Source organism: Burkholderia sp. WP42 (assembly GCF_000745665.1).
Lineage (GTDB): Bacteria > Pseudomonadota > Gammaproteobacteria > Burkholderiales > Burkholderiaceae > Burkholderia > Burkholderia vietnamiensis.
In genome coordinates, this window is record NZ_JQJT01000006.1 from 89,789 (window position 1) to 116,475 (window position 26,687).

Annotated in this window: 28 protein-coding genes, 1 tRNA gene and 1 pseudogene; 14 read left to right on the top strand and 16 right to left on the bottom strand. The window is 66.8% G+C overall.

Features of this window, described 5'->3' with window-relative positions; translation table 11 throughout:
• Positions 1-50: 50 nt before the first annotated feature.
• From EX20_RS02645 to EX20_RS02655, 3 genes are read right to left on the bottom strand one after another with little or no spacing between them, the layout of a single operon-like run.
• On the bottom strand, positions 51-797 hold the full coding sequence (locus EX20_RS02645) for a phosphoadenylyl-sulfate reductase (RefSeq protein WP_014723478.1): 747 nt from the start codon (positions 795-797) through the stop codon (positions 51-53).
• A complete protein-coding gene (locus tag EX20_RS02650; RefSeq protein WP_011885744.1) occupies positions 794-1,336 on the bottom strand; it encodes a DUF934 domain-containing protein in 543 nt (180 codons plus the stop codon). Before EX20_RS02650 ends, EX20_RS02645 begins: the two co-directional genes overlap by 4 nt.
• Before the next feature lie 25 nt (positions 1,337-1,361).
• Positions 1,362-3,041, bottom strand: coding sequence for a nitrite/sulfite reductase (locus EX20_RS02655; protein WP_011885745.1), 1,680 nt, complete (start codon positions 3,039-3,041; stop codon positions 1,362-1,364).
• 216 nt (positions 3,042-3,257) lie between these two features.
• Here EX20_RS02655 and EX20_RS02660 point away from each other — a divergent pair, with 216 nt between their 5' ends.
• The 3 genes from EX20_RS02660 to EX20_RS02670 all read left to right on the top strand — a co-directional run bounded on the left by EX20_RS02660 (position 3,258) and on the right by EX20_RS02670 (position 5,616).
• Entirely contained in the window at positions 3,258-4,199 is a 942-nt protein-coding gene (locus EX20_RS02660; RefSeq protein ID WP_014723479.1) for a CysB family HTH-type transcriptional regulator, read from the top strand.
• A gap of 77 nt (positions 4,200-4,276) precedes the next feature.
• Entirely contained in the window at positions 4,277-5,434 is a 1,158-nt protein-coding gene (locus tag EX20_RS02665; RefSeq protein WP_011885747.1) for an ABC transporter substrate-binding protein, read from the top strand.
• A 97-nt stretch (positions 5,435-5,531) separates the two neighbouring features.
• A tRNA-Leu gene (locus tag EX20_RS02670) sits at positions 5,532-5,616 on the top strand.
• Between the two features lie 128 nt (positions 5,617-5,744).
• Here EX20_RS02670 and EX20_RS02675 read toward each other — a convergent pair.
• Entirely contained in the window at positions 5,745-6,647 is a 903-nt protein-coding gene (locus EX20_RS02675; protein WP_034192619.1) for a LysR family transcriptional regulator, read from the bottom strand.
• A gap of 120 nt (positions 6,648-6,767) precedes the next feature.
• On the opposite strand from EX20_RS02675, the gene EX20_RS02680 reads away from it, so the two are divergent.
• A complete protein-coding gene (locus EX20_RS02680; protein ID WP_014723481.1) occupies positions 6,768-7,505 on the top strand; it encodes an SDR family oxidoreductase in 738 nt (245 codons plus the stop codon).
• Between the two features lie 44 nt (positions 7,506-7,549).
• Complete coding sequence (locus EX20_RS02685; RefSeq protein WP_034192620.1) at positions 7,550-8,449, top strand: SDR family oxidoreductase; 900 nt, start codon at positions 7,550-7,552, stop codon at positions 8,447-8,449.
• Between the two features lie 110 nt (positions 8,450-8,559).
• Here the strand turns inward: EX20_RS02685 and EX20_RS33300 are convergent.
• A pseudogene (locus EX20_RS33300) lies at positions 8,560-8,778 on the bottom strand (DinB family protein); the annotation flags it as partial.
• 5 nt (positions 8,779-8,783) lie between these two features.
• Here EX20_RS33300 and EX20_RS02690 point away from each other — a divergent pair.
• Positions 8,784-9,500 carry a pseudouridine synthase gene (locus tag EX20_RS02690; RefSeq protein ID WP_034192621.1) on the top strand — a complete coding sequence of 239 codons (717 nt, stop codon included), beginning with the start codon at positions 8,784-8,786 and terminating at the stop codon, positions 9,498-9,500.
• Between the two features lie 105 nt (positions 9,501-9,605).
• Entirely contained in the window at positions 9,606-9,794 is a 189-nt protein-coding gene (locus EX20_RS02695; protein WP_011885752.1) for a hypothetical protein, read from the top strand.
• Here EX20_RS02695 and EX20_RS02700 read toward each other — a convergent pair.
• Complete coding sequence (locus EX20_RS02700; protein ID WP_034192622.1) at positions 9,777-10,814, bottom strand: NAD-dependent epimerase/dehydratase family protein; 1,038 nt, start codon at positions 10,812-10,814, stop codon at positions 9,777-9,779. The two genes, EX20_RS02695 and EX20_RS02700, sit on opposite strands and share 18 nt — an antisense overlap.
• 106 nt (positions 10,815-10,920) lie before the next feature.
• On the opposite strand from EX20_RS02700, the gene EX20_RS02705 reads away from it, so the two are divergent.
• From EX20_RS02705 to EX20_RS02715, 3 genes are all read left to right on the top strand, one after another.
• Complete coding sequence (locus EX20_RS02705; RefSeq protein WP_034192623.1) at positions 10,921-11,952, top strand: CDP-6-deoxy-delta-3,4-glucoseen reductase; 1,032 nt, start codon at positions 10,921-10,923, stop codon at positions 11,950-11,952.
• A gap of 292 nt (positions 11,953-12,244) precedes the next feature.
• Positions 12,245-13,429, top strand: a complete 1,185-nt coding sequence (locus EX20_RS02710; RefSeq protein ID WP_011885755.1) for an acetylornithine transaminase — start codon at positions 12,245-12,247, stop codon at positions 13,427-13,429.
• Positions 13,430-13,442: 13 nt separating this feature from the next.
• On the top strand, positions 13,443-13,898 hold the full coding sequence (locus EX20_RS02715) for a GNAT family acetyltransferase (RefSeq protein WP_011885756.1): 456 nt from the start codon (positions 13,443-13,445) through the stop codon (positions 13,896-13,898).
• 29 nt (positions 13,899-13,927) lie between these two features.
• On the opposite strand, the gene EX20_RS02720 is transcribed toward EX20_RS02715, so the two are convergent.
• From EX20_RS02720 to EX20_RS02755, 8 genes are all read right to left on the bottom strand, one after another.
• On the bottom strand, positions 13,928-14,599 hold the full coding sequence (locus EX20_RS02720; RefSeq protein ID WP_014723486.1) for a DUF2278 family protein: 672 nt from the start codon (positions 14,597-14,599) through the stop codon (positions 13,928-13,930).
• A gap of 241 nt (positions 14,600-14,840) precedes the next feature.
• Positions 14,841-15,557 (bottom strand): ABC transporter ATP-binding protein, encoded by a 717-nt coding sequence (locus tag EX20_RS02725; RefSeq protein WP_011885758.1) that lies wholly within the window; start codon positions 15,555-15,557, stop codon positions 14,841-14,843.
• Entirely contained in the window at positions 15,557-16,333 is a 777-nt protein-coding gene (locus EX20_RS02730) for an ABC transporter ATP-binding protein (RefSeq protein WP_011885759.1), read from the bottom strand. The genes EX20_RS02725 and EX20_RS02730 overlap by 1 nt, the downstream gene beginning before the upstream one ends.
• 24 nt (positions 16,334-16,357) lie before the next feature.
• Entirely contained in the window at positions 16,358-17,527 is a 1,170-nt protein-coding gene (locus EX20_RS02735) for an ABC transporter permease subunit (protein ID WP_011885760.1), read from the bottom strand.
• A gap of 19 nt (positions 17,528-17,546) precedes the next feature.
• Positions 17,547-18,497 (bottom strand): branched-chain amino acid ABC transporter permease, encoded by a 951-nt coding sequence (locus EX20_RS02740; RefSeq protein WP_011885761.1) that lies wholly within the window; start codon positions 18,495-18,497, stop codon positions 17,547-17,549.
• A gap of 211 nt (positions 18,498-18,708) precedes the next feature.
• Positions 18,709-19,542, bottom strand: a complete 834-nt coding sequence (locus EX20_RS02745) for a hypothetical protein (protein WP_034192624.1) — start codon at positions 19,540-19,542, stop codon at positions 18,709-18,711.
• 270 nt (positions 19,543-19,812) lie between these two features.
• A complete protein-coding gene (gene ispH / locus EX20_RS02750) occupies positions 19,813-20,793 on the bottom strand; it encodes a 4-hydroxy-3-methylbut-2-enyl diphosphate reductase (protein ID WP_011885763.1) in 981 nt (326 codons plus the stop codon).
• 2 nt (positions 20,794-20,795) lie between these two features.
• Positions 20,796-21,251: an FKBP-type peptidyl-prolyl cis-trans isomerase gene (locus EX20_RS02755; protein WP_011885764.1), complete on the bottom strand. Its 456-nt coding sequence runs from the start codon at positions 21,249-21,251 to the stop codon at positions 20,796-20,798.
• Positions 21,252-21,386: 135 nt separating this feature from the next.
• Between EX20_RS02755 and radC the strand changes: the two genes are divergently transcribed.
• The 4 genes from radC to nadB all read left to right on the top strand — a co-directional run bounded on the left by radC (position 21,387) and on the right by nadB (position 24,580).
• Positions 21,387-22,163, top strand: coding sequence for a RadC family protein (radC, locus tag EX20_RS02760; RefSeq protein ID WP_011885765.1), 777 nt, complete (start codon positions 21,387-21,389; stop codon positions 22,161-22,163).
• Positions 22,164-22,402: 239 nt separating this feature from the next.
• A complete protein-coding gene (rpmB, locus tag EX20_RS02765; protein WP_004186391.1) occupies positions 22,403-22,636 on the top strand; it encodes a 50S ribosomal protein L28 in 234 nt (77 codons plus the stop codon).
• 17 nt (positions 22,637-22,653) lie between these two features.
• Positions 22,654-22,821, top strand: coding sequence for a 50S ribosomal protein L33 (gene rpmG / locus EX20_RS02770; RefSeq protein WP_006478046.1), 168 nt, complete (start codon positions 22,654-22,656; stop codon positions 22,819-22,821).
• Between the two features lie 172 nt (positions 22,822-22,993).
• Positions 22,994-24,580 (top strand): L-aspartate oxidase, encoded by a 1,587-nt coding sequence (gene nadB / locus EX20_RS02775; RefSeq protein ID WP_034192625.1) that lies wholly within the window; start codon positions 22,994-22,996, stop codon positions 24,578-24,580.
• 75 nt (positions 24,581-24,655) lie between these two features.
• On the opposite strand, the gene nadC is transcribed toward nadB, so the two are convergent.
• Positions 24,656-25,537 (bottom strand): carboxylating nicotinate-nucleotide diphosphorylase, encoded by an 882-nt coding sequence (gene nadC, locus EX20_RS02780; RefSeq protein WP_011885767.1) that lies wholly within the window; start codon positions 25,535-25,537, stop codon positions 24,656-24,658.
• Entirely contained in the window at positions 25,534-26,670 is a 1,137-nt protein-coding gene (nadA, locus tag EX20_RS02785; protein WP_034192626.1) for a quinolinate synthase NadA, read from the bottom strand. The genes nadC and nadA overlap by 4 nt, the downstream gene beginning before the upstream one ends.
• Positions 26,671-26,687 lie beyond the last annotated feature (17 nt).

The following is a 26,687-nucleotide window of genomic DNA, read 5'->3' on the forward strand; positions in this document are numbered from 1 at the left end:
CGTGCGGCCCGTTGTCGCGGGCCGCGCAATATTCGGGTTCTGGTCGGCGTTCAGTGCGCGGCGCCGGCTTCGGCGCTCGCGGGAATCGGCGTGATCGTCGTGATGTGCAGCCCGCATTCCTTGGTGTCGCGCGACTCCCACCACCAACGGCCCGCGCGGCTGTCCTCGCCGGGGCGAATCGCACGCGTACACGGCTCGCAGCCGATGCTCGGGTAACCGCGCGCGTGCAGCGGATTGACCGGCACTTCGAACGCGTTAAGGTACGCCCACACGTCGGCTTCCGTCCAGTCGGCGAGCGGGTTGTACTTCGCGATCCCGCGCGATTCGTCCCTTTCTTCCTCGTGCAGCTCCGCGCGCGTCACCGACTGCTCGCGACGCTGGCCCGTGACCCACGCGCCGACGTCGGCCAGCGCGCGGTTCAGCGGCTCCACCTTGCGGATGTGGCAGCACGACTTGCGCAGCTCGACGCTGTCGTAGAACGCGTTCGCGCCGTGCTCGGCGACGTACTGATCGACCGCCTCCTGGTTCGGATGGAACTGCTCGATCTCGTAGCCGTAGCGCTCGCGCACGCGGTCGATCATGCCGAGCGTCTCCGCGTGCAGGCGGCCGGTGTTCAGCGAGAAGATGCCGATCGGCACCTGCTTCGACAGGATCGCGTGCGTCAGCAGCATGTCTTCCGCGGCGAGGCTGCTCGCGAACTTGACCTTGTCGTGGCTCGCGCCGATCTGCGCGAGCAGCGCGTCGAGCCGCTCGACCTTGGCGGCCAGTTCGGGCGTGAGTGCGGTCGCGGCGCTCATGCGTTCACCTTCGCGTCGGATGCAGCCGCGCGGCGGCGGAACAGCGGCGCCGGCTCGTCGAACGCGCCCTGGTAACGCTGCGTGAATTCGCCGAACGCGTTGAGCGCGTCGTGGATGTCCTTGTCGGCACGCACCGCGAACGCGTCGAAGCCGCAGCGCGACATGTACAGCAACTGATCGCGCAGCACGTCGCCGATCGCGCGCAGCTCGCCGGTCCAGCCGTAGCGCTCGCGCAGCAGCCGCGCGATGCTGTAGCCGCGGCCGTCCGCGAACCGCGGGAAGTCGACCGCGATCAGCGAGATCGCGCCGAAGTCGGCCGCCAGCTCGGCCGGCTCGCTGTCCGGCGCGAGCCATACGCCGAGTTCGTCCTTCGTCTTCGCCGCGACGAGCGCCGCGCGCTCCGCTTGCCACAACGCGAACGGCACCAGCACCTTGCCGGCCGGCAGTGCGTCGACCGCGGGCAGCGCGCCGTCTTCCGCCGCGCGCACGACCTGCCATGCGTCGTCGATCACTGCGCGGTTCTTGATAATCGAAGCCATCTGCAAATTCCTTCTAGCCGGTGGGTTAGGCGTTCACTGCCTGGCGCGCCGCATAGACGCGCTCCTTGAACGGCGCGATGCCGATGCGGTCGTACGTATCGATGAAGCGCTCGCCGTCGGCGCGCGCATCGACGAACGTGTCGATCAGCTTCGCGATCACGTCGGGCACTTCGTCGGCGGAGAACGACGGCCCGATCACGCGGCCGAGGCGCGCGCCGTTCTGGCCCGTGCCCTGCTCGCCGCCGAGCGACACCTGGTACCACTCGGCGCCGTCCTTGTCGACGCCGAGGATGCCGATGTTGCCGACGTGATGGTGACCGCACGAGTTCATGCAACCGGAGATGTTCAGCGACAGGTCGCCGAGGTCGTACACGTAGTCGAGATCGTCGAAACGCTGCTGGATCGCCAGCGCGATCGGGATCGACTTCGCGTTCGCGAGCGAGCAGAAGTCGCCGCCCGGGCACGCGATGATGTCGGTCAGCAGCCCGATGTTCGGCGTCGCGAAGCCGGCCGCCTTCGCCTTTTCCCACAGCGCGAACAGGTCGCGCTTCTTCACGTTGGCCAGAATCAGGTTCTGCTCGTGCGATACGCGCACTTCGCCGAACGAGTACGCGTCGGCCCATTCGGCCACTTGATCCATCTGCTCGGCGCTCGCGTCGCCCGGCGCGACGCGGTGATCCTTCAGCGACAGCGTGACCGCCGCATAGCCGGCCACCTTGTGCGGCGCGACGTTGCGCTCGACCCAGCGCGCGAACGCCTTGTTCTCGAGCAGGTGCTGTTCGAACGACGCGTCGGTGTCGGCCAGCTTCTCGTAGACGGGCGGCGCGAAATACTGCGACACGCGGTCGAGTTCGGCCTGCGTCAGCGTGGACGGGCCGTCCTTCAGGTGCTGCCACTCTTCTTCGACCTGCTGCGCGAACTTCGCCGGTGACAGCGCCTTCACGAGGATCTTGATCCGCGCCTTGTACAGGTTGTCGCGGCGGCCGTAGCGGTTGTACACGCGCAGCACGGCTTCGCAGTACGTCAGCAGATGCTGCCACGGCAGATCTTCCTTGATCACCGCGCCGACGATCGGCGTGCGGCCGAGGCCGCCGCCCGCGAGGATGCTCGCGACCACCTCGCCCTGCGCGTTCTTCTTCAGATAGACGCCGAGGTCGTGGATCTGCACGGCCGCGCGGTCGTCGTGCGAGCCGGACACCGCGATCTTGAACTTGCGCGGCAACCACGCGAATTCGGGATGGAACGTCGACCACTGACGCAGGATCTCGGCCCACGGACGCGGATCGATCTCCTCGTCCTGCGCGACGCCGGCGAACTGGTCGGCCGTGATGTTGCGGATGCAGTTGCCCGACGTCTGGATCGCGTGCATCTGCACCGAGGCGAGCTTCGCGAGGATCTCGGGCGTGTCTTCGAGCTCGACCCAGTTGAACTGGATGTTCGAGCGGGTCGAGAAGTGACCGTAGCCGCGGTCGTGCTCGCGGGCGATGCGCGCCAGCATGCGGAGCTGGTTGCTGCGCAGGTTGCCGTACGGAATAGCGATGCGGTGCATGTACGCGTGGCGCTGCATGTACAGGCCGTTCTGCAGGCGCAGCGGACGGAACTCGTCTTCGCTCAACTCGCCCGACAGGCGGCGGCGCACCTGATCGCGGTACTGTGCGACACGCTCGTCGACGATCGTCTGGTCGTACTGGTCGTACTGATACATTCGGGGACCCCAGGGTGTTCGTGGTGACCGCGCGACGTCCTAGCCACGTCGCGCCCGAATCTCTGTTTCGCCGCTCCGGCCGGCCTTCCGCTGCCCGGCTGGATTGCTAATGACGAAAACAGATATCCATATTTGAAAAACTCCGGTGAATCGTAATAAACTCGCCTTATATTTCAAACGACTAAAAAATTCTGTTGATATGCGGAAGGGTTATAAATGAACCTGCACCAATTTCGCTTCGTGCGCGAGGCCGTCCGGCAGAATTTCAACCTCACCGAGGCCGCCAAGGCGCTCTATACGTCGCAGCCGGGGGTGTCGAAGGCGATCATCGAGCTGGAGGACGAGCTCGGCGTCGAGATCTTCACCCGCCACGGCAAGCGGGTTCGCTCGCTCACCGAGCCGGGCAGAATCATACTCGCGTCGGTCGAGCGGATCCTGCAGGAAGTCGAGAGCCTCAAAAGGGTCGGAAAGGACTACGCCGCGCAGGACCAGGGCAACCTGACCATCGCCGCCACGCACACGCAGGCGCGCTATTCGCTGCCGGCCGCGATCGCCGAATTCAAGAAGCGCTTCCCGAAGGTGCATCTGTCGATCCTGCAGGGCAGCCCGACGCAGGTCGCCGAGATGGTCATCCACGACCAGGCCGACCTCGCGATCGCGACCGAGGCGATCTCCGACTACAAGGAGCTCGTGTCGCTGCCGTGCTTCCAGTGGCATCACGCGGCCGTGGTGCCGGCCGACCATCCGCTGCTCGAGCGCAAGCCGATCACGCTCGACGACCTCGCGCAGTATCCGCTGATCACGTATGACAACGCGTTCGCCGGCCGCAAGAAGATCAACCATGCGTTCGCGCTGCGCGGGCTATCGCCGGACATCGTGCTCGAGGCGATCGACGCCGACGTGATCAAGACCTACGTCGAGCTCGGGCTGGGCGTCGGGATCATGGCCGACATCGCGTTCAATCCGGAGCGCGACCGCAACCTGCGGCTGATTCCGGTCGGCCATCTGTTCGGCAGCAACGTGACGCGCGTCGCGCTCAAGCAGGGCGCGTACCTGCGCAGCTATGTGTATACGCTCGTCGAGCTGCTGTCGCCGACGCTGAACCGCAAGCTGATCGAGCAGGCGCTCAAGGGCGAAGCCGAATCGTACGAGCTTTGACGCACGAGGTATGAACGCGGGGGCGCGGTTCGATATCGCGCCCCTTTTGGTTGCCCGATGCAGATGGAGACTTCCGCATGACGCTTCCCGCCCTGTTGCGCCGCGCCGCTGCCGGCGCCCTGTTGCTCGGCTGCGCGGCCGCGCATGCCGACCTGAAGGTCGGCGTCGACCTGTCGTCGACCGGCCCGGCCGCCGCGATCGGCATCACCAGCAAGAACGCGATCCTGATGTGGCCGAAGACGATCGCCGGCCAGCCGGTGCAGCTGACGGTGCTCGACGATGCGTCCGATCCGGGCGCGGCCGTGCGCAATATTCGCAAGCTGGTCGACGAGGATCACGTCGACGTCGTGGTCGGGCCGAACATCACGCCGGCCGCGCTTGCGGCGCTGGACGCGGTGGCCGCGTCGCAAACGCCGATGATTACGCTGGTCGGCTCGGGCGCGATCGTCGAGCCGCAGGAAGGCGCGCGCACCTGGGCGTTCAAGATGGCGCAGAGCGACAGCGCGATGGCCGACGTGATGACGCGCTACATGGCCAATCACGGCGTGAAGACGGTCGGCTTCATCGGCTTCGCGGACAGCTATGGCGACAGCTGGCTGAACGAGTTCACGCGCTTCGCCGAGATCCGCAAGATCCGCGTGATCGCGACCGAGCGCTTCAACCGGACCGACGCGAGCGTGACCGGGCAGGCGCTGAAGCTGATCGCGGCGAAACCGGATGCCGTCCTGATCGCGGGCTCGGGCACGCCGGCCGTGCTGCCGCAGCGCACGCTGATCGAGCGCGGCTACAAGGGCGCGATCTACCAGACGCACGGAATCGCGACGCCGGAATTCATCCGGCTCGGCGGCAAGGACGTGGAAGGCACGCTGTTCCCGACGCAGCCGGTCGTCGTCGCCCGCACGTTGCCGGCCGACGACCCGGCGCGCAAGGCGGCGCTGGCGTTCGTCGATGCATATGAAGCGCGCTACGGCGCGGGCACGGTCACGCAGTTCGCGGGCGACGCGGCCGGCGTGTATCCGCGCCTCGCGGACGCGGTCGGCCGCGCGCTGAAGGCGGCGCAGCCGGGCACGCCGGCGTTCCGGACGGCGCTGCGGCGCGAACTCGAACGGGCGCACGAGCTGGTCGTGCCGAACGGCGTCGTCAACACGAGCGACAAGGACCACGTCGGACTCGATCAGCGCGCGAGCGTGATGGGGATCGTGAAACAGGGCCGGTTCGTCTACCTGAGCCGGTAACGGGCGGCGCGGCGCGCCGATGGCTTGCCCGGCGCCCCATTTTCCGCCATAATCCGCGTTTCGCCGCGCAGCATCGCTGGTGCGGCAACGATCACAAGCCCAGGTGGTGAAATTGGTAGACGCAGGGGACTCAAAATCCCCCGCCGCAAGGCGTGCCGGTTCGATTCCGGCCCTGGGCACCAGTCTTTCGCAGCGTCGTGCGCTGCGTCTGTCGAACCCCGCGCAAGCTCGCCGCTTCGCGGGTTTTTTGTTGGTGCCGCGCGTTCCGCAGCGCATCGGCTAACCGGCGGCGGCCAGCCGCCCGGTGCGCTCAGACCATCAGCTCGCGGACGAAGTCCAGAAACACCCTCACCTTCGCCGAAACGAGATTCGACGCATGGTGATACGCGTAAAGCGGGAAAGTCTCGTCCGCCCACTCGGGCAACAACTGCACCAACCTTCCGTCGGCCAGGACGTCCCGCGCATAGAGTTCGAGCAGTTGCGCAATGCCGACGCCGCCCAGGCACGCGCCGAGCAGTCCGCCCGTATCGTTCACCGTCAGCCTGCCGACGGCGTCGACCGGCACGACTTCGTTGCCGCGATGAAACTCCCATTCATACGGCCGCCCGGTCACCGGATCGCGGATCAGCACGCACCGGTGACCGTCAGCGAGATCCCGCGGGTGCAGCGGTTCGCCATGACGCGCGATGTAGGCCGCCGACGCGCACGTCAGCACGCGCGTCTCGAGCAGCAATCGCGCGCGATATGACGACGGCTCCGGGATGCCGAAGCGCACGGCCACGTCGAAGCCGTCCGCGACGAGGTCGCCCATCCGGTCGCGCACACTGATCTCGACCGACAGCTCCGGATAACGATCGAGAAATTCCGCCATCCGCGGCGCCAGCACGTAGTGGCCGAACGTGCCGTCCACATTGACCCGCAGCCGCCCTCTCACGCGCGCCTTCGACTGACCGGCGTCGAGCGCCGCCTCCTCGATGCCGGCCAGCAGCGGCGCGACCGTCTCGTAGAAGCGCCGCCCTTCGTCGGTCAGCGTGATCGCACGCGCCGTCCGGTTGAAGATCCGGATCCCGACGCGCTCCTCCAGCCGCGCCACCGCACGGCTCACCGCCGGCTGCGTCAATCCCATCGCCTCGCCCGCCCGCGCGAAGGTACCCGCCTCGATCACCGCGGAGAGCACGCCGATACCGCTGAGCAATCTGCTGTCGAATCCCATGAGACATACTTTCAGTCATTCATTGACTGATCATTATTCATTATTTTTATTTATCGAGGAAGCCTACAGTGGTCCTGTCGCCGGATCGAACGGCACTCATCCACTCGACAGGAGCAGAACATGAGCACATCGGAACAGGTCGCCATCGTCACAGGTTCGTCGCGCGGCATCGGCGCGGAAATCGCGCGCCAACTCGCCCGGGACGGCTTCCGGGTCGTCGTCGACTATGCCGGGAGCGCCGGCCCGGCCCGCGAAGTGGTCGACGCGATCATCGCCGACGACGGTCAGGCGATCGCCGTGCAGGCGAACGTCGCCGATCCGGCCGCCGTCACCGCGCTGTTCGACGCGGCCCGCGATGCCTTCGGCGGGATCGACGTGGTGGTGAACTCGGCGGGCGTGATGAAGCTCGCGGCGATCGCCGAGTTCGACGATGCGGTGTTCGACAACACGTTCGCGATCAACGTGAAGGGCACGTTCAACGTATGCCGCGCGGCAGCGCAGCGCGTGCGCGACGGCGGCCGGATCGTCAACCTGTCGACCAGCGTGATCGGGATGCGCATGCCGACCTACGGGCTGTACGTCGCGAGCAAGGCGGCGGTCGAAAGCATGACGCAGGTGCTCGCCCAGGAAATGCGCGGGCGCGGCATCCGCGTGAACGCCGTCGCGCCGGGACCGGTCGCGACCGAGTTGTTCCTGCAGGGCAAGAGCCCCGAACTTATCGATCGGCTCGCGAAGCTGAACCCGCTCGAGCGGCTCGGCCAGCCCGACGACATCGCGCGCGTCGTCGCGTTCCTCGCCGGCCCGGACGGCGCGTGGATCAACGGCCAGATCCTGCGCGCCAACGGCGGCATGTGCTGACGGACCGCTCGCCGCCCCCTCATCTTTCCGCCAGGAGATTGCTCATGAAGGAAGTCGTCCTCGTCACCGGCGCGTCCAGCGGCTTCGGCTTGCTGACGGCCCAGGCGCTCGCCCGCGCCGGTCACGCGGTCTACGCCTCGATGCGCGAGAGCGCCGGGCGCAATGCACCGCGCGTCGCCGCCGTCGCCGCCTATGCGCAACAACACGGCGTCGATCTGCGCAGCGTCGAACTCGACGTCGGCGACGACGCATCGGTCGACGCCGCCATCGATCGCGTGATCGCCGACAACGGCCGCCTCGACATCGTCGTCCACAACGCCGGTCACATGGTGTTCGGGCCGGCCGAAGCGTTCACGCCCGAACAGCTGGCGCAGCTCTACGACGTCAACGTCGTGTCGACCCAGCGCGTGAACCGCGCGGCGCTGCCGCACCTGCGCCGCCAGGGCCGCGGCCTGCTCGTGTGGGTGTCGTCCTCGTCGGCGCGCGGCGGCACCCCGCCGTTCCTCGCGCCCTACTTCGCCGCGAAAGCCGCGATGGACTCGCTCGCGGTGTCCTATGCGGCCGAGCTCGCCCGCTGGGGCATCGAAACGTCGATCGTCGTGCCGGGCGCGTTCACCCGGGGCACGAATCACTTCCTCCATGCGGGCAAGCCGGCCGATACCGCCGTGCAGGCCGCCTACGACGGCGGGCCGTACGCGGGTGTCGCCGATCAGGCGTTGAAGGGCCTCGCCGCGCTCGAACCGGCCGACGCCGACGCCGGCGCCGTCGCCACGGCCATTGCCGAACTCGTCGCGGCGCCGGCCGGCAAGCGCCCCTACCGCGTATTCGTCGACCCGTCGCAGGACGGCGCCGAGGAAGTGTTCCGCGTCGGCGATCGCATCCGCCGCGAGATGTTCAGGAACATCGGGCTCGCCGATCTGCTCGCGCCGCGCGTCGGCGGCTGATCCTTCGCGCGCCGGGCCGGCCGGCACCGTGCTGCTGGCGCGCGCGACACGCCGTACGCGTACGCGCGCAACATGGTCGGCATGGAGCGCGAAGTGCGCGCGCGGCTGCGCGCCGCGTCGATCTTGCCGAGCAGCCACTGCATGCCGGCCAGATGCCGCCGGTCGCGGCGGCACAGGTCGTGGACGAGCCCGCGCACGGTCAGCGAACCGTAGCCGTCGAACTCGCCGATACGCTCGAACTGAACGAACGGCCGCCGCCGGGCGTTCCGGCAGCTTACCGGCGCATGCGCGTTCATGCCGTCCCTGCGCCGCCGCTTGATAGAATGCGCGCGCTATGGACCTCGAAAGCATTCTCTACACGCAGGGCTTCGGCTCGCGCCGCCAGTGCCGCGGCCTGATCGAATCGGGCCGCGTCACCGTCGCGGGCGCGAGCGCGACCGACCCGGACGCAGCCTTCGACACGGACGGCCTCGTGTTCACGCTCGACGGCACCGCGTGGCCGTTTCACGCGCGCGCCTATCTCGCGCTCAACAAGCCGGCCGGCTACGAATGCTCGCGCGACCCGCAACACCACGCGAGCGTGTTCAGCCTGCTGCCCGCGCCGCTCGTCGCGCGCGGCGTGCAGTGCGTCGGCCGCCTCGACCAGGACACGACCGGCCTGCTGCTGCTGTCCGACGACGGCCAGTTCGTGCACGCGTACACCTCGCCGAAGCGCAAGGTGCCGAAGACCTACGTCGCGACCGTGCGCCATCCGCTCGACGAAACCCAGCTGAACGCGCTGCGCAGCGGCGTCCAGCTGCACGGCGAGCCGAAGCCGATCGCGGCAGTCGCGGCGGTCGCGCGCGATACCCACACGCTCGCGCTGACCGTCCTCGAAGGCAAATACCATCAGGTCAAGCGGATGGTGGCGGCCGCCAGCAACCGCGTCGAGGCGCTGCACCGCGAGCGTATCGGCGGTTTCGCGCTGCCGGCCGGGCTGGCGCCCGGTAGCTGGTGCTGGCTCGCAGAGGCTGACCTCGCAGCGCTGCGCAATCCGGTCGAAACCCTGTAAGGGAAAATCCGCACGACCGTTCGACGCCGCTGCGCATCGCGGCCGCCCGATCCCCCGCTATACTCAAATCACAAGCTGTCCGAGCAGCGAAGCAGGGGAGACATCATGGGCGTCAACCACTCTTTCGAACTATCGTACGTGATGATCGCGTTCGCGATCATCGGTGTCGTGGCAATCGGCGCGCTGCTGGCCGCGATGCATCTGAAGCACCGCTATCACCCGAACCTGATCGGCGCGCTGATCGGCGCGTTGCTGTGCTTCCTGTTGATCGAGGCGCTACCGGCCCTCACCTGACGCGCGACGCTGCGCCAGCGTTTGAAGGAATTCGTCTACGGTCGGATAGCGCAGCGTCACGCACAATTCGGCCTTGAGGCGGGCATTGGACAGGCGCCGCGACTCGCGCATGAACGACAACAGCGTCGGCTCGAGCCGGCCTTCGGCGTCCGCGCGGCTGATGCGTGGCGGCGGCGGCAGGCCGAACGCCTGCGCGACCCGGTCGAAGTACTCTCCCATCCGCAGTTCGCTGTCGTCCGACGCGTGCACCGCGCGCGCCGGCCGGCCGCGCACGGCCGCACGCCGCAGGATCACGGCGAGATCGTCCGCGTGGATGTGGTTCGTATAGACGTCGTCGGCCGGCAGCAGCGCCGGCGTGCCGCGCTCGAGCCGCGCGAGCGGCAAGCGGTTCGCCGCGTAGATGCCCGGGATGCGCACGATGCGGGCGGACACCACGCCGCGCACCGTCGCCGCCCGCAGCTGACGCTCGGCCGACACGCGCCGGAACGCGCGCGGATTCGCAGGCCGCAGCGGCTGCGTCTCGTCGATCCGCGCGCCGCCGCAATCGCCGTATACGCCGGTCGTGCTGGCATAGACGAGCGTGGGCGCGCGAAGGGCCTCGGGTACAATACGCGCTGCCCGCGGCACCACGCCGGCCTGTCGGGTCGCGGCGCGCAGCGTGCGCAGCCGGCCGACCGACGCTACCGCCGGCGCGTGCAGCTGCCGCGCGGGCATGGACAATGCGGCGATCAGCGCGCGAGTGCGCCGGTCGTCGCGACCGTCGGATTGCGGCGGCGCGAGATGCAGGATCGTGCGCGCGACTCGCGCGATGCGCTCGAGCGTGGCCCGCTGGTCGAGGTTGCCGACGATCGGCGTCACGCCTGCCGCACGCAATGCGTCGCGGCGGTCCGGATGGCTCGTCAGTGCGACGATGCGCAGGTCGCGGCGCGCGGCGCGCCATTGCGCGACGCACCGCAGCCCGACGTCGCCGCAGCCGACGATCAAGGCGCGCGGCCGGCGAAGGATTCGAGTCGCGATCATGTTGGTTGCGAAATGAGTAGCCACCGTTGCGCGGCGCACAACGGTTTTGCATTGTAGCTGCCGTGCGCGACATGCACGGTTTCCCCATTTTGTTCTATTCGGTTCTATGGCATTCAACGTTACTCTCAAGCAAAGCGGCCGGCAGTTCCAGGTCGAGTCGGACGAAACCGTGCTGGCGGCGGCGCTGCGCCAGAACGTCCACCTGCCGTACGGCTGCAAGAACGGCGCATGCGGCTCCTGCAAGGGGCAGATCGTGTCGGGCCAGATCGAACAGGGCCCGCACGCAGCATCGGCGCTGTCCAGCGACGAACGCACGCGCAGCCTCGCGCTGCTGTGCTGCTCGAAGGCGCAATGCGACCTCGAGATCGACGTGCGTGAAATCGCCGGCGTCGACGGCGTGCAGGTCAAGAAGCTGCCGTGCCGGGTCGCCGCGCTCGAGCGCCGCGGCGACGACGTGATGATCGTGAAGCTGCAGTTGCCGGCGAACGAACGCCTGCAATACCTGGCCGGCCAGTACGTCGAATTCATCCTGAAGGACGGCTCGCGCCGCAGCTACTCGATGGCGAACGCGCCGCACGAGGAAGGCCCGATCGAGCTGCACATCCGTCACATGCCGGGCGGCAAGTTCACCGATCACGTGTTCGGCGCGATGAAGGAACGCGACATCCTGCGCTTCGAAGGCCCGCTCGGTACGTTCTTCCTGCGCGAGGATTCCGACAAGCCGATCGTGCTGCTCGCGTCGGGCACCGGCTTCGCGCCGATCAAGGCGATCATCGAGCACGTGAAGCACGCGGGCATCACGCGCCCGATGACGCTCTACTGGGGCGCGCGCCGCAAGCAGGACATCTATCTCGGCGAACTCGCCGAGCAATGGGCGCGCGAGATCCCGAACTTCAAGTACGTGCCGGTGCTGTCCGAACCGGAAGACGCCGACCAGTGGACCGGCCGCACCGGCTTCGTCCACCGCGCGGTGATCGAGGATCTGCCCGACCTGTCCGGCTACCAGGTGTACGCATGCGGCGCGCCGGTGATGGTCGAATCGGCGCAGCGCGACTTCACGCAACACCACGCGCTGCCGGCCGACGAGTTCTACGCCGACTCGTTCACGAGCGCCGCCGATCTCGTGAATCCGGTCTGAGCGCCGGGCGCACGCGCGCCCCGCTGCGCGCCGCCGTGTCACATCCGTGGCATCGCGGCGGTTTACAGTGGGGCGCGGGATGCCTTATGCTTGCGCACATGAACCGCTTCCTGTCCGCTCTCCGACGTCGCCGCTCGCCGCTCCTCCCGGATGCCGCCGGCTCGTCACGGACTCGCGCGTAACCCACCTCCGCTTCACCGGTTACGCACAAGCTGTTCGATCCACCAGCCACGGCCTTCCGTGGCTTTTTTATTGCCCGTTTCCCTTTCAACGCCCGCTGGAGTCTGTTGCCATGCCCCTGAACGATTACCCGATCGACTCGCTGATGTACATCACGAACCGCCCCGACATCGTGTTTACGCACGGCAAGGGCTCGTGGCTCTACGATCACACGGGCAAGCGCTATCTGGACTTCATCCAGGGTTGGGCGGTCAACAGCCTCGGTCACTGCAACGACGGCATCGTCGAAGCGCTGAAGACGCAGGCCGAGAAGCTGCTGAACCCGTCGCCGGCGTTCTACAACGAACCGATGGCGAAGCTCGCGGGCCTGCTCACGCAGCACAGCGTGTTCGACAAGGTGTTCTTCACCAACAGCGGCGCGGAAGCGAACGAAGGCGCGATCAAGCTCGCGCGCAAATGGGGCCGCAAGTTCAGGAACGGCGCATACGAGATCATCACGTTCGACCACAGCTTCCACGGCCGCACGCTCGCGACGATGTCCGCGAGCGGCAAGCCGGGCTGGGACACGATCTACGCACCGCAGGTGCCGGGCTTCCCGAAGGCCGAGCTGAACAACATCGAGTCGGTCGAGAAGCTGATCACCGACAAGACCGTCGCCGTGATGCTCGAGCCGATCCAGGGCGAAGGCGGCGTGATCCCCGCGACGCGTGAATTCATGCAGGCGCTGCGCGCGCTGACGCGGCAGCACAACCTGCTGCTGATCGTCGATGAAGTGCAAAGCGGCTGCGGCCGCGCCGGCACGTTGTTCGCGTACGAGCTGTCGGGCATCGAGCCGGACATCATGACGCTCGCGAAGGGCATCGGCGGCGGTGTACCGCTCGGCGCGCTGCTGTCGAAGGCCGACGTCGCGGTGTTCGAGGCCGGCGACCAGGGCGGCACCTACAACGGCAACCCGCTGATGACGGCGGCCGGCTATTCGGTGATCTCGCAACTCGTTGCGCCCGGCTTCCTCGAAGGCGTGCGTGCGCGCGGCGAATACCTGAAGCGCAAGCTGCTCGAGCTGTCGGAGGAGCGCGGCTTCGAGGGCGAACGCGGCGAAGGCATGCTGCGCGCGCTGCTGCTCGGCAAGGACATCGGCCCGCAGATCGTCGAGAAGGCACGCGACATGCAGCCCGACGGCCTGCTGCTGAACGCCGCGCGTCCGAACCTGCTGCGCTTCATGCCGGCGCTGAACGTCACGACCGAAGAAATCGACCAGATGATGGCGATGCTGCGGTCGATTCTCGACACGCTCTAAGGAGACCGCCGCGATGGATGCCGCCGCCGATGTCGTCACCATCCGTCCGTTCGAACGCGCCGACACCGCAGCGGTCCTCGCCGTCTGGCGCGACGCGTTCCCGAACTACAGCGCGGCCGGCGCGCCGCCGCATCGCGATCCGCTGCGATCGATCGAGCTGAAGTTCGCGACGCAGCCGGAGCTGTTCTTCGTCGCGATCTGCGGCGGCCGGCTGGTCGGCACGCTGATGGCGGGCTTCGACGGACATCGCGGCTGGCTCTACTCGTTCGGCGTGGCGAACGACGCGCGACGACTCGGCATCGGCCGCGCGTTGCTCGATCATGCCGAGCGCGCACTCGCCACGCTCGGCTGCCTGAAGATCAATCTCCAGGTGCTGCCGGGCAACGACGATGCATGCCGCTTCTATGCGGCGCTCGGCTATCGCGTCGAGGAGCGCATCACCTTCGGCAAGGCGCTGCCGGCTGCCTGACGGCACCGGCCCGCCGGCGCATGCCGGCGTCAGTGCGTGATCGGCCCGGCGCCCGGCAGCGGGTTGCCGAGCGCGTCGGTCGGCACGGCCTGCTGCTCGAACGCCGCGAAATACGCGGCCCATTGCGACTCGCTCACGCGCACGAACAGCGCGCCGTCCTGCCACACGTCGTTGTGATCGTTGTGGTCGTCGCCGGCGCGATGCAGGTAGTTCGAGCCCGTCGAGCCCTGGTTCATGTGCGTGTCGTGAATCCCGTTGCCTTCCGAATAGGTGCGGCCGAACACGACCACGTCGAGCCCGTGCGACTGCGCCGCGTTCACGAGCCGCAGCAGCGACGGGATCGGCTCCGCGTGCTCGGTGCCGTCCATCACCGCGCTCGCGCGCCAGGTGCCCGTCTCGTTCAGGATGTCGCTGCGCAGATAGTCGAGCGCCGGCAGCGCGCTCTGCCCGGTGAGATCGGTATAGCCTTCGGCCGCCGCCGCGAGCGTCGCCGTGAGCGGATGGTGGAAATCGTAGACGAGCTTGTAGTTCAGCAAGTCGTCCGCATCGTTGGTACCGACGTTGATCGCGACGTCCCAGTCGCCGCCCGGCAATGCGAGCGTCAGGTGGACGTGATACTGGATCTCGCCGCCATGCGGCGAGCCCTTGAGCCGCGCCACCGACGTCACCTTCGCCTTCACGAAACCGTAGTCCAGACTCATGCGTGCTCTCCGTGTCCTGATGGATCGACCATGCTACGCAATCCGCGTGTCGGTTTGCGCAGCGCCGCCTGCCGGCGTTCGCCTGCCCGGCTTGCGCCCTGTCGAGACAATGGAGTCGCATCCGCGCGCACAGTTCGCCGCGCGGTGCACCGCATGAAAAAAGGCTGCCACGGTATCCCGTGACAGCCTTTCGAAAGCACCCGGCGACGCGCCGGCATGCGCCGGCGCCTCGCCGCGGCGGTCATTCGCCCAGATACGCGGCGCGCACCTTCGGGTCGTCGAGCATCTGCTTCGCGTCGCCTTCCATCGTCACCGTGCCGGAATCCATCACGTAGCCACGGTCGGCGGCCTGCAGCGCGAGGCGTGCGTTCTGCTCGACCAGCAGCACCGTGATCCCTTCCTTCGAGATCTCGCGCACCACTTCGAAGATCTTCTCGACCATGATCGGCGACAGACCCATCGACGGCTCGTCGAGCAGCAGCAGCTTCGGCTTCGACAGGATCGCGCGCGACATCGCGAGCATCTGCTGCTCGCCGCCCGACAGCGTGCCGGCGAGCTGCGTCGCACGCTCCTTCAGACGCGGGAAGAAGCCGAACATGCGGTCGACGTCCTTCTTGATCTGGTCCTTGTCGTTGCGCAGATAGGCGCCCATCTGCATGTTCTCGATGATCGACATCCGCGCGAAGATCCCGCGGCCTTCCGGCACCATCGCGAGGCCGCGCTTGAGTAGCTCGTGCGGCGGAATGCCCTTGATCGACTTGCCCTCGTACTCGATGTCGCCCGCCGAGTACGGCTTCAGGCCGGTGATCGCCTTCATCGTCGTGGTCTTGCCTGCGCCGTTCGCGCCGATCAGCGTCACGAGCTCGCCCTGGCGAACTTCCATGTCAACGCCCTTGACGGCCTGGATGCCGCCGTAGTTGACCTGCAAGCCCTTGATTTTCAACATTGCCGCTGCCATCAGTGCACCCCTGCGCCGAGATATGCCTCAATCACCTTCGGATCCTTCTGCACGTCCTGCGGCAGACCCTCGGCGATCACCTTGCCGTAATCGAGCACCGTCATCCGGTTGCACAGACCCATCACGAGCTTCACGTCGTGCTCGATCAGCAGGATCGTGCGGCCGTCCGAGCGGATCTTGTCGAGCAGGCGCGTGAGTTCGACCTTCTCGGTCGCGTTCATCCCGGCCGCCGGCTCGTCGAGCGCGAGCAGCTTCGGATCGGTCGCGAGCGCACGGGCGATCTCGAGACGGCGCTGGTGGCCGTACGACAGGTTGCGCGACGTGTAGTCCGCGTACTGCAGCACGCCCACGTAATCGAGCAGCTCGATCGCGCGCTCCTTGATCTCGCGCTCTTCCTGGCGCTCGGCCGGCGTCTGGAACACTGCGCCGAGCAGGCCGTGCTTGGTGCGCACGTGGCGGCCCACCATCACGTTCTCGAGCGCCGTCATCCCGCCGAACAGGCGAATGTTCTGGAACGTACGGGCGATGCCGGCCTTCGCGACCTGGTGCACGGCCGTCGGCGTGTAGTTCTGGCCGTCCAGCTTGAAGTCGCCGGAGTCCGGCGTGTAGAGGCCGGTGATCACGTTGAAGAACGTGGTCTTGCCGGCGCCGTTCGGGCCGATCAGCCCGTAGATCTCGCCTTCCCTGATCTGGAGGCCGACGTCGGACAGCGCCTGCAGGCCGCCGAAGCGCTTGTTCACGCCCTGGACGGACAATCGGATTTGCTTGTCGCTCATGTGTGATATCCCCTTGTCCGTTGGTTAAGCGCGCACCGGCTTCTTGCTGTTGCGCTTCGCCAGTTTCGCGATCTTGTCCTCATGCTTCGGCGCCGGCCACAGGCCTTCGGAGCGATACAGCATGATGACGACCATCGCGAGGCCGTACAGCGCCTGACGGATCACTTCGGTGTCGACGATGTCGTGGCCGAACAGCGCGTGCTGCAGCGGGCTCATCGTCGAACGCAGGAATTCCGGGAAGATCGCGAGCAGCACCGCGCCGAGGATCACGCCGGGGATGTGGCCCATGCCGCCGAGCACGACGCATGCGAGCACGACGATCGATTCCCAGAACGTGAACGACTCGGGCGACACGAAGCCCTGGAACGCGCCGAACATCGCGCCCGACAGGCCGCCGAACGATGCGCCCATCGCGAACGCGAGCAGCTTCACGTTACGGGTGTTGATGCCCATCGCCTTCGCCGCGATTTCGTCTTCGCGGATCGCCGCCCATGCACGGCCGATACGCGAGTGCTGCAGACGCGTACAGACCCAGATCACCAGCAGCGAGCACAGCACGAACAGGTAGTAATACATGTAGACCGACGGCAGCTGGAAGCCGAAGAGCGAGTGCGTCTGCGACAGGTTGAAGCCGCCGATGTGCACCGGATCGATACCCGTGATCCCCTTCGGGCCGTTCGTGATGTTCACCGGACGGTCGAGGTTGTTCATGAAGATCCGGACGATTTCACCGAAGCCGAGCGTCACGATGGCCAGGTAGTCGCCGCGCAGGCGCAGCGTCGGCGCACCGAGCAGGATCCCGAAGGTCGCCGCCAGCGCCATCGCGATCGGCACGATGATCAGGAACGGGATGTGCAGCCCGTTCGGCGCGAGCGCCGCGATCCACTCGAACTGCGAGGTCAGGTGCGGCGAGCTCAGCAGCGCGGCCGTGTAGGCGCCCACCGCGTAGAACGCGATGTAGCCCAGGTCGAGCAGGCCGGCGAAGCCGACCACGACGTTCAGGCCCAGCGCGAGCATCACGTACAGCATCGCGAAGTCGAGCACGCGGACCCAGTAGTTGCCGCCTGCCGAGCCGATGATGATCGGCGCGGCGATCACGAAGGCCGCGGTCAGGATGCCGATGAGGACGGTCTTCGTCGTGTTGCGCTCTTCGACGAGCGACGTCGACGATTCGATCGGTTGAATGGATGTCATGTTGTTTGCTCCCCTTCCGTTACGCGCGGTCCGCGACACGTTCGCCCAGCAGGCCCGACGGACGGAACACCAGCACGATGATCAGCACCACGAACGCGAACACGTCCTGGTAGTTACTGCCGAACACGCCGCCCGTGAGGTTGCCGATGTAGCCCGCACCCAACTGCTCGATCAGACCGAGCACCACGCCGCCGACCATCGCGCCGCCGAGGTTGCCGATCCCGCCGAGCACCGCCGCGGTGAACGCCTTCATGCCGGGGATGAAGCCCATGTAGAAGTGCACGTTGCCGTATTCGGACGCGATCATCACGCCGGCCAGCGCGGCGAGCGCGGAGCCGATCATGAACGTCGCCGAGATCACGAAGTTCGGGTTCACGCCCATCAGGCTCGCGGTGTTCGGGCTTTCGGCGATCGCACGCATCGCGCGGCCGAGCTTGGTCTTGTGCACCAGCAGCAGCAGGCCGGCCATCACGATGAACGCCACCGCGATGATCACGATTTCGGTCACCGAGATCACGGCGCCCGGCGTCGTGTCGGTTGCCTTGATCACGTTGATCGGATCGGTCGGCAGCAATTGCGGGAACGGCAGCGGGTTACGCGACCAGATGATCATCGCGGCCGTCTGCAGCAGGATCGACACGCCGATTGCGGTGATCAGCGGTGCGAGACGCGGCGCGCGGCGCAGCGGCCGGTATGCGACGCGCTCGATCGTGTAGCCCACGCACGCGCAGACGACCGCCGCGATACCCAGGCCGATCGTCAGCGTCGCGACGTTGCCGAGTTGGGGGAAGTGATTCTGCAGCACGGTGATCGCCGACAGGGCGACCATTGCGCCGATCATCAGCACGTCGCCGTGCGCGAAGTTGATGATGCCGAGAATGCCGTACACCATCGTGTAACCCAACGCGATGATGGCGTACACACTGCCGAGCACCAGCCCGTTGAGGATCTGTTGGATGAAAATATCCATTTAAAGCTCCTTGGCCCATGCTGCCGGATGACGTTGCGCCCCGCGGGTAAGCGAGGAATCGCGCCTTCTCGGCGACACTGCGGGTACTAGTCGATACCGGTAAGGGTGGATCGTCCCGGCGCGCACCGCCCGGCCTGTACGGCCGGGCTTGCCGCCGGAGCGGATACAAAAACGGCACCGCACTGTTTCGGTGCCGTCATGAGTCCTGTCGCTAAATCGTCACGACGTCGAGGACGGTGTACTTGGCCTCCTTGAAGTCGTAGGGCAGCGTGCCGACACGCCCGGCGTCCGGCTGTCCGGAATCCGTGCCTTTTTCCGTCCGGGCCGCGGCGAACGCCGTGTCCGGGCCGATCAGGTTCCGCGCCGCGTCGCCCGCGGGCTCGACCACCTTGCCGACGCACGCGCCGATGTCGCCAAGGGTTTGTACTCCGATGCCGAACGGCGCCGCCTGCGCTGCAAGCCCGCCGTCCGCTGCCCGCGCGGCGCCGGAACCGGCTGCGCGAAGAACGCGCCCGACTTTCGTCCGGCACGCGTCGGAATTCATGGACCGAAGCAGGCCGCCGGCCGCGACGCGATGCGTCGTGCCGACACGCGGCCAGGTCGAATCGATATGAAAGGAGAGCGGTGCCATCTGCACGTCGCCTGCGTTGCCGCGGGTCTTGCCGCGAATCTGGCCGCAAAGCGCACGCGCCGGCGGTGTGCCGCGTGCCGCCGTCGTCGCCTCGCGGTTGCCCGCGCGGGCTGCGGCAATCGCCGTGCCCGTTGCGCTGCCGCGCGCGGCGCACCGTGCCGAATGCATGCCGTGCTTCGGGCGCTGCGCGTTGAATGCGTCGCTCGCCAAACCTGCCCCGTTATCCGTGTCACTGTCCGATTGCGCGATGCGGCACACGGCCCGCCGCGCATGACCGGTGATGGCAACGCGCACGTCGTTGGCTGCCGGAACCGCATATGCCACTACTGCCCTGCCATCGCTCTTTTTGCTGCCCCGGCCGAGCATTGCAACCGGTGCGGCGACGGACATGGCGTACACCAACTTCACATGCATTGAATAGGTCTCCCGCGCCTTGCCAAAACCCGATTTCAAAGCCATTCCGGCCTGAAAACGGGCGCATTGTAACTCCATTTACAAGACGCCAATAATCCTGATGCGATGGGGTTTTCCTGCATTGCAACCAATTTTGAGAGGGGCTTAATCGCGCGGATAGCAACCCGGTTGCACCAATGGTGTGAATAATGGTTGCGCCCGCATTTTCGCGGTGCAAAAAAAAGCGCGCCGGGAGGCGCGCTTCGGGTATTGCGAAAGCGGAGCGGACAATCAGGCGGCGGGCGGCAGATTCAGCCCGCGCGGCAGCGGAAACGCCACGTTTTCCTCGATGCCTTCGAGTGCGCGGACATTGCGCACGCCGAGTTCGCGCAGCCGGGCGATCACGGCCTGCGCGAGCACTTCCGGCGCCGATGCGCCGGCCGTCACGCCGATGCGGCGCTTGCCGGCGACCCACGCCGGATCGATCTGCTCGGGCGCGTCGACCATGTACGCGGCCACGCCGCGCTTCTCCGCGACTTCGCGCAGGCGGCTGGAATTCGAACTGTTCGGGCTGCCGACCACGATCACGACGTCGCACTGCGGCGCCATGAACTTCACCGCGTCCTGGCGGTTCTGCGTCGCATAGCAGATGTCCTGCTTCTTCGGCTCGCGGATCTTCGGGTACTTCGCCTTCAGCGCGCCGATGATTTCGGCTGCGTCGTCAACGGACAGCGTCGTTTGCGTGACGAGTGCGATGCGCTCGGGATCGGCGAGTTCGAGCTTCTGGACGTCCTCGACGCTTTCGACCAGATGCATGCCGCGCTCGACCTGCCCCATCGTGCCTTCGACTTCCGGGTGGCCCTTGTGGCCGATCATCACGATGTCGACGCCGTCCTGGCGCATCTTCGCGACTTCGACGTGCACTTTCGTGACGAGCGGGCAGGTCGCGTCGTAAATGCGCAGTCCGCGCACGTCGGCCTCGTCGCGCACGGCTTTCGACACGCCATGCGCACTGAAGATCACCGTGTTGCCGGCCGGCACTTCCTCGAGCTCTTCGACGAAGATCGCGCCCTTCTTCCTCAGATCCTCGACCACGTACTTGTTGTGGACGATTTCGTGACGCACGTAGATCGGTGCACCGTGCATCGCAATCGCGCGCTCGACGATCTCAATCGCGCGGTCGACACCGGCGCAGAAGCCGCGCGGCTGTGCCAGCAGGATTTCGGCATCGGCTGCGACGGTCTGCCCGGGCAGCGTATCGGTGTTGCTCATGGTTACAGAATTCCGATGATTTTCACTTCGAACGTGAGCGCTTGGCCCGCGAGCGGATGATTGAAATCGAACAGGGCCGAGGTTTCGCTGACTTCCTTCAGCACACCTGCATAGCGGCCGCCGTCCGGCGCGTTGAATTCGATCAGGTCGCCCGGCGTGAAGTCTTCGCCGACCATGCCGTTCTCACGCAGCGTCGACAGCGTCACGCGCTGCAGCATCTCGGGATTGCGGGGACCGAACCCTTGCTCCGGCGTTAGCTGAAAAGTCGAATGGTCGCCGACCCGCAGCCCGAGCAGAATCTGTTCCAGCGACGGCGCCAGTTGTCCAGCGCCGAGCAGCAGCGTGGCTGGCTTGTCGGAAAAGGTGTTGACGATGTCGGCGCCGTCGGCCAGCGCAAGCCGGTAATGCAGCGTGACATGGGAACCGGGCTTCACTTCGGATAGATCGATGAGGCTCATGAATGACTCGTGTTCGTCGGCGCCCGAACGGGCCGCAAGGCCCGGCGCAAAGTCAATATTGTAAGTCACCTTCGCGCGCAAGGCTGAAAGTGCGACGACGTCGCGCCCGTGCCCGCCGCCATTGGAGTTTCGAACATGCCTTCATCCTGCGTCGCCGCCCCGGCGACGGAATGTCGCGACCTCGCGGACCCCGCGCCCGCTCCGGCCCACCGGGTCGCCATCGAGTGGCCGCGCAAGCGGCGCGCGCGGAACTGGAAGCCGCACCTGCCGCGCGAGCGGCTGCTCGAACGCGGGCCGGCGGCGCTGACCGACGCGGAACTGGTCGCGCTGCTGCTCGGCACCGGCGGCGGCGGCCGCGACGTGTTCGACAGCGCGCGCGCCCTGCTCGCCCGGTTCGGCGACTCGCTGCGCGACATGCTCGATGCGCAGCCCGGCGTATTCACCACGCATCCCGGCATCGGCGACGCGCGCGCCGCGGTGCTGATCGCCGTGACCGAGATCACGCGGCGCGCGCTGGTCGAGAAGGCGCGCAGGCGGATGCCGATCGACTCGCCCGGCGCGGTGGAGGACTATCTGCGGCTCAGGATCGGCATGCGCCCGTACGAAGTGTTCGTCACGCTGTATCTGGATGCGCGGCACGGCCTCATCGAGGTCGAGGAAAGCGCGCGCGGCTCGCTCACGCGGATGGCCGTCTATCCGCGCGAAATCGTGCGGCGCGCGCTGATGCTCAATGCCGCGTCGCTGATCATCGCGCACAATCATCCGTCGGGCGCCGTGCAGCCGAGCGCGGAAGACCGTCGGCTCACGCGCGTGCTGCACGAGGCGCTCGCGCTCGTCGACGCGAAGCTGCTCGATCACGTCGTGGTCGGCACGGCCGATACATTTTCCTTCGCACGCGCCGGTTGGCTGTAGACTGTGGCCCGGCGAACCGTTTGCGGGTCGCCGCGACGGCAACGCGAAATTAGGTTTGATTTTTCTGAACTTTTTCTGCTAGAATCGCCGTCTGTCTTTTTTCCAACCAGTTCTAGCCATCGAAGGGCCTTGTCTGTAAGGGCTTCGGCGTTCTGAGTGCAGCCATGGATCACGTGGCGGTGCGATGAGAACCTTCACCGGCGATCGAACCCCGAATTTAGCGTATTAGGAGTGCTCTCATGGCACGCGTATGCCAAGTAACTGGGAAAGCGCCGATGAGCGGCAACAACGTTTCCCACGCCAACAACAAGACGAAGCGCCGCTTCCTGCCGAACCTGCAAAACCGCCGGTTCTGGGTAGAGAGCGAAAACCGCTGGGTGCGCCTGCGCGTTTCGAACGCCGGCCTGCGCCTGATCGACAAGAACGGCATCGATTCCGTGCTCGCTGACCTGCGCGCACGCGGCGAAGCCTAAGCCCAAGGAGCACAATCATGGCAAAAGGCGCACGCGACAAGATCAAGCTCGAGTCGACCGCTGGTACGGGTCATTTCTACACGACCACGAAGAACAAGCGCAACATGCCGGAAAAGATGGCGATCAAGAAGTTCGATCCCGTCGTCCGCAAGCATGTGGAATACAAAGAAACCAAGATCAAGTAATCTCCTGGTTTCTGCAGCCTGACGGCGACCGAAAAGCCCCGCACATGCGGGGCTTTTCGTTTTGCGCGCACGTTTCCGCACGCACATGCAAGCCCGACGCGGTATGCTCTCCCCTTTCCGTCGCGACGGCCGACGGAGCGCACGAGACCTGAAGCGTAACGATGGAGATAGCATGAAATTCGATGTGGCGATCGTCGGCAGCGGCCTGGCAGGGCTGTCGGTCGCGCTGAATCTGGCCAGCACGCGGCGCGTCGCGCTGATCGCGAAACGATCGATGATGGAAGGCGCCAGCGACTACGCACAAGGCGGCATCGCCGCCGTGCTCGACTCGGCGGACAGCATCGAGAATCATGTCGACGACACGCTCGTCGCCGGCGGCGGGCTATGCGACGAAGGCGCGACGCGCTACATCGTCGAGCACGGCCGAGAAGCGATCGAATGGCTGATCTCCCACGGCGTGCCGTTCACGAAGGACGACGCGGCCGAACTTGGCTTCCACCTCACGCGCGAAGGCGGCCATAGCCACCGCCGGATCATCCACGCGGCCGACGCGACCGGCCATGCGGTGCTCGCGACGCTGTCCGAGCGCGCACGCCAGCATCCGAACATCACGTTCTTCGAGAACCACCACGCGATCGACCTGATCACGTCGGACCGGCTCGGCCTGCCCGGCCGGCGCTGTCACGGGTTGTACGCGCTCGACGTCGACAACGACCGCACCATCACCATCGAGGCGCCGCACACGGTGCTCGCCACCGGTGGCGCCGGCAAGGTCTATCTCTACACGACCAATCCCGACACCGCGACCGGCGACGGTATCGCGATGGCGTGGCGCGCAGGCTGCCGCGTGTCGAACATGGAGTTCATCCAGTTCCATCCGACCTGCCTGTTCCATCCGTATGCGAAGTCGTTCCTGATTTCGGAAGCCGTGCGCGGCGAAGGCGGCCTGCTGAAACTGCCCGACGGCACGCGCTTCATGCCCGCGCACGATCCGCGCGCCGAGCTGGCGCCGCGCGACATCGTCGCGCGCGCGATCGACTTCGAAATCAAGAAGCGCGGCATCGACTGCGTGTATCTCGACATCAGCCATCAGCCGGAGGCGTTCCTGCGCGAGCACTTCCCGACGATCCACGCGCGCTGCCTCGAATTCGGCATCGACATCGCGAAGCAGCCGATTCCGGTCGTGCCGGCCGCGCACTACACGTGCGGCGGCGTCGTCACCGACCTCGCCGGACGCACCGACCTCACCGGCCTGTATGCGGTCGGCGAAACGTCGTACACCGGGCTGCACGGCGCCAACCGGCTCGCGAGCAACTCGCTGCTCGAATGTCTCGTGATCGGCCGCGCGGCCGCCGAGGCGATCGAGGCGGCGGGCTTCGACACCCAGACGCCGGCCGAGCTGCCCGCATGGGACGAAAGCCGCGTGTCGGATGCGGACGAGGAAGTCGTCGTCGCGCACAACTGGGACGAACTGCGCCGCCTGATGTGGAATTACGTCGGCATCGTGCGCACCGACAAGCGCCTGGAACGCGCGAAGCACCGGCTGTCGCTGCTGCGCGACGAGATCCAGGAGTATTACGCGAACTTCCGCGTGACGCGCGATCTGCTCGAACTGCGCAATCTCGTCGATGTCGCGACGCTGATCGTGAAGAGCGCGTATTCGCGCCGCGAAAGCCGCGGGCTGCACTTCAGCCGCGACTGGCCGCACACGCTGCCGAAGGCGCTGCCGAGCGTGCTAACGCCGCGCTCGCGCCGCTGAGCGGCTACGCAGGTCGCAAAAAAGGCCGCCGGCGTGCAAGCGCCGGCGGCCTTTTTATCGGACGGCAGGTCGGGCTCAGTCGACGATGCGCATCGAATAGTCCGTTGCGCGCACGTCCTTCGTCAGCGCGCCGATCGAGATGCGGTCCACGCCCGTCTCCGCGAACGTGCGCACCGTATCGAAATAGACGCCGCCCGACACTTCGAGCACCGCCTTGCCGGCCGCGACGCGCACGGCCTCGCGCATCATGTCGAGCGTGAAGTTGTCGAGCAGCACCGACTGCGCGCCATGGGCGAGCGCCGTGTCGAGCTGCGCGAGCGTCTCGACCTCGATCTGCACCGGCACGCCGGCGTTCAGCGCGAACGCGGCGTCGAGCGCCTCGCCCACTCCGCCGGCCGCCGCGATGTGGTTTTCCTTGATCAGAATCCCGTCGTACAGCGCGAGCCGCTGGTTCTCGCCGCCGCCGACGCGCACCGCGTACTTCTGCGCGAGCCGCAGGCCCGGCAGCGTCTTGCGCGTATCGAGGATCTTCGCGCGCGTGCCTTCGACACGATCGACGTAACGGCGCGTCGCCGTCGCGACGCCCGACAGCAACTGCAGGAAGTTCAAGCCGTTGCGCTCGGCGGTGAGCAGCGCACGCGCCGGCCCGTCGAGCTCGCAGACGGTCGAGTCGGCCGTCATCCGGTCGCCTTCGCGATAGCGCCACTGCACGACGATCGACGGATCGATGCGCGCGATCACGGCCTCGAACCACGGCACGCCGCACAGTACCGCTTCCTCGCGGACGATGATGCGCGCGCGCCGCCGCTCGTCGGCCGGCACGAGGCGTCCGGTCTGGTCGCCGGCGCCGACGTCTTCGGCAATCGCGTCGGCGACGTTGCGCGCGATCGCTTCGTCGAATGCCGCGCCGTATTGCACACGGACGCTGTCGAACAGCGGGGATACCGCGTCGCTCATGCCGCCCCCACGTTCGCGAACAGTTGCTGATCGCGCTGCAGATCGCCGCTCGCCTGCACGCGCTTCTTGTGCGCCGCTGCGAAATCGAGCATCCGGTCGATCGGCACGCGCGCACGCGCGGCGATCGCCGGATCGACGAAGATCTCGTTGTGGCCGCGCTCGAGCACGTCGGCGAGGTTCGCGAGGCCGTTCATGGCCATCCACGGGCAATGCGCGCAGCTCTTGCAGGTTGCGCTGTTGCCCGCCGTCGGCGCGGCGATGAAGGTCTTGCCCGGTGCGGCGAGCTGCATCTTGTGCAGGATGCCGAGATCGGTCGCGACGATGAAGTGCGTCGCGTCGAGCTTCACCGCGGCGTCGATCAACTGCGTCGTCGAACCGACGACGTCCGCCTGCGCGACGACGTTTTCCGGCGACTCGGGGTGCACGAGCACCTTCGCGTCCGGGTATTCGGCGCGCAGCAAGTCGAGCTCGATCCCTTTGAATTCGTCGTGCACGAGGCACGAGCCTTGCCACAGCAGCATGTCCGCGCCGGTCTTCTTCTGGATATAGCTGCCGAGATGGCGATCCGGCGCCCAGATGATCTTTTCGCCGCGTGCGTGCAGGTCGGCGACGATCTCGAGGCCGATCGACGACGTGACCATCCAGTCCGCGCGCGCTTTCACGGCGGCGCTGGTGTTCGCGTAGACGACGACGGTGCGATCGGGATGGGCGTCGCAGAACGCCGAGAATTCGTCGGCCGGGCAGCCGAGGTCGAGCGAGCAGGTGGCGTCGAGATCGGGCATCAGCACGCGCTTGCCGGGGCTGAGGATCTTCGCGGTTTCGCCCATGAAGCGCACGCCGGCGACGACGAGCGTTTGTGCGTCGTGGTCGCGGCCGAAGCGGGCCATTTCGAGCGAATCGGCGACGCATCCGCCGGTTTCGTCGGCCAGTTCCTGCAGTTCGGCGTCCACATAATAGTGGGCGACCAGCACGGCCTTTTCGCGTGCGAGCAGCGTCTTGATGCGTGCCTTGAGAGCGGCGCGCTCTTCGGCGGACGGTGCATCGGGCACTTTGGCCCATGCTTGCCCGACGCTACAGACGGTCCCGGCCGAGACCGGTCGGTCGTACTCGACGGCTTTGATCGTCGATTCCATCTCCATATCTCCTGTCG

What these genes read in the sequence shown, in the direction of transcription:
- EX20_RS02645 (WP_014723478.1), bottom strand. Translation starts at nt 797, where the DNA reads ATGAGCGCCGCGACCGCACTCACGCCCGAACTGGCCGCCAAGGTCGAG.
- EX20_RS02650 (WP_011885744.1), bottom strand. Translation starts at nt 1,336, where the DNA reads ATGGCTTCGATTATCAAGAACCGCGCAGTGATCGACGACGCATGGCAG.
- EX20_RS02655 (WP_011885745.1), bottom strand. Translation starts at nt 3,041, where the DNA reads ATGTATCAGTACGACCAGTACGACCAGACGATCGTCGACGAGCGTGTC.
- EX20_RS02660 (WP_014723479.1), top strand. Translation starts at nt 3,258, where the DNA reads ATGAACCTGCACCAATTTCGCTTCGTGCGCGAGGCCGTCCGGCAGAAT.
- EX20_RS02665 (WP_011885747.1), top strand. Translation starts at nt 4,277, where the DNA reads ATGACGCTTCCCGCCCTGTTGCGCCGCGCCGCTGCCGGCGCCCTGTTG.
- EX20_RS02675 (WP_034192619.1), bottom strand. Translation starts at nt 6,647, where the DNA reads ATGGGATTCGACAGCAGATTGCTCAGCGGTATCGGCGTGCTCTCCGCG.
- EX20_RS02680 (WP_014723481.1), top strand. Translation starts at nt 6,768, where the DNA reads ATGAGCACATCGGAACAGGTCGCCATCGTCACAGGTTCGTCGCGCGGC.
- EX20_RS02685 (WP_034192620.1), top strand. Translation starts at nt 7,550, where the DNA reads ATGAAGGAAGTCGTCCTCGTCACCGGCGCGTCCAGCGGCTTCGGCTTG.
- EX20_RS02690 (WP_034192621.1), top strand. Translation starts at nt 8,784, where the DNA reads ATGGACCTCGAAAGCATTCTCTACACGCAGGGCTTCGGCTCGCGCCGC.
- EX20_RS02695 (WP_011885752.1), top strand. Translation starts at nt 9,606, where the DNA reads ATGGGCGTCAACCACTCTTTCGAACTATCGTACGTGATGATCGCGTTC.
- EX20_RS02700 (WP_034192622.1), bottom strand. Translation starts at nt 10,814, where the DNA reads ATGATCGCGACTCGAATCCTTCGCCGGCCGCGCGCCTTGATCGTCGGC.
- EX20_RS02705 (WP_034192623.1), top strand. Translation starts at nt 10,921, where the DNA reads ATGGCATTCAACGTTACTCTCAAGCAAAGCGGCCGGCAGTTCCAGGTC.
- EX20_RS02710 (WP_011885755.1), top strand. Translation starts at nt 12,245, where the DNA reads ATGCCCCTGAACGATTACCCGATCGACTCGCTGATGTACATCACGAAC.
- EX20_RS02715 (WP_011885756.1), top strand. Translation starts at nt 13,443, where the DNA reads ATGGATGCCGCCGCCGATGTCGTCACCATCCGTCCGTTCGAACGCGCC.
- EX20_RS02720 (WP_014723486.1), bottom strand. Translation starts at nt 14,599, where the DNA reads ATGAGTCTGGACTACGGTTTCGTGAAGGCGAAGGTGACGTCGGTGGCG.
- EX20_RS02725 (WP_011885758.1), bottom strand. Translation starts at nt 15,557, where the DNA reads ATGGCAGCGGCAATGTTGAAAATCAAGGGCTTGCAGGTCAACTACGGC.
- EX20_RS02730 (WP_011885759.1), bottom strand. Translation starts at nt 16,333, where the DNA reads ATGAGCGACAAGCAAATCCGATTGTCCGTCCAGGGCGTGAACAAGCGC.
- EX20_RS02735 (WP_011885760.1), bottom strand. Translation starts at nt 17,527, where the DNA reads ATGACATCCATTCAACCGATCGAATCGTCGACGTCGCTCGTCGAAGAG.
- EX20_RS02740 (WP_011885761.1), bottom strand. Translation starts at nt 18,497, where the DNA reads ATGGATATTTTCATCCAACAGATCCTCAACGGGCTGGTGCTCGGCAGT.
- EX20_RS02745 (WP_034192624.1), bottom strand. Translation starts at nt 19,542, where the DNA reads ATGCATGTGAAGTTGGTGTACGCCATGTCCGTCGCCGCACCGGTTGCA.
- ispH (WP_011885763.1), bottom strand. Translation starts at nt 20,793, where the DNA reads ATGAGCAACACCGATACGCTGCCCGGGCAGACCGTCGCAGCCGATGCC.
- EX20_RS02755 (WP_011885764.1), bottom strand. Translation starts at nt 21,251, where the DNA reads ATGAGCCTCATCGATCTATCCGAAGTGAAGCCCGGTTCCCATGTCACG.
- radC (WP_011885765.1), top strand. Translation starts at nt 21,387, where the DNA reads ATGCCTTCATCCTGCGTCGCCGCCCCGGCGACGGAATGTCGCGACCTC.
- rpmB (WP_004186391.1), top strand. Translation starts at nt 22,403, where the DNA reads ATGGCACGCGTATGCCAAGTAACTGGGAAAGCGCCGATGAGCGGCAAC.
- rpmG (WP_006478046.1), top strand. Translation starts at nt 22,654, where the DNA reads ATGGCAAAAGGCGCACGCGACAAGATCAAGCTCGAGTCGACCGCTGGT.
- nadB (WP_034192625.1), top strand. Translation starts at nt 22,994, where the DNA reads ATGAAATTCGATGTGGCGATCGTCGGCAGCGGCCTGGCAGGGCTGTCG.
- nadC (WP_011885767.1), bottom strand. Translation starts at nt 25,537, where the DNA reads ATGAGCGACGCGGTATCCCCGCTGTTCGACAGCGTCCGTGTGCAATAC.
- nadA (WP_034192626.1), bottom strand. Translation starts at nt 26,670, where the DNA reads ATGGAATCGACGATCAAAGCCGTCGAGTACGACCGACCGGTCTCGGCC.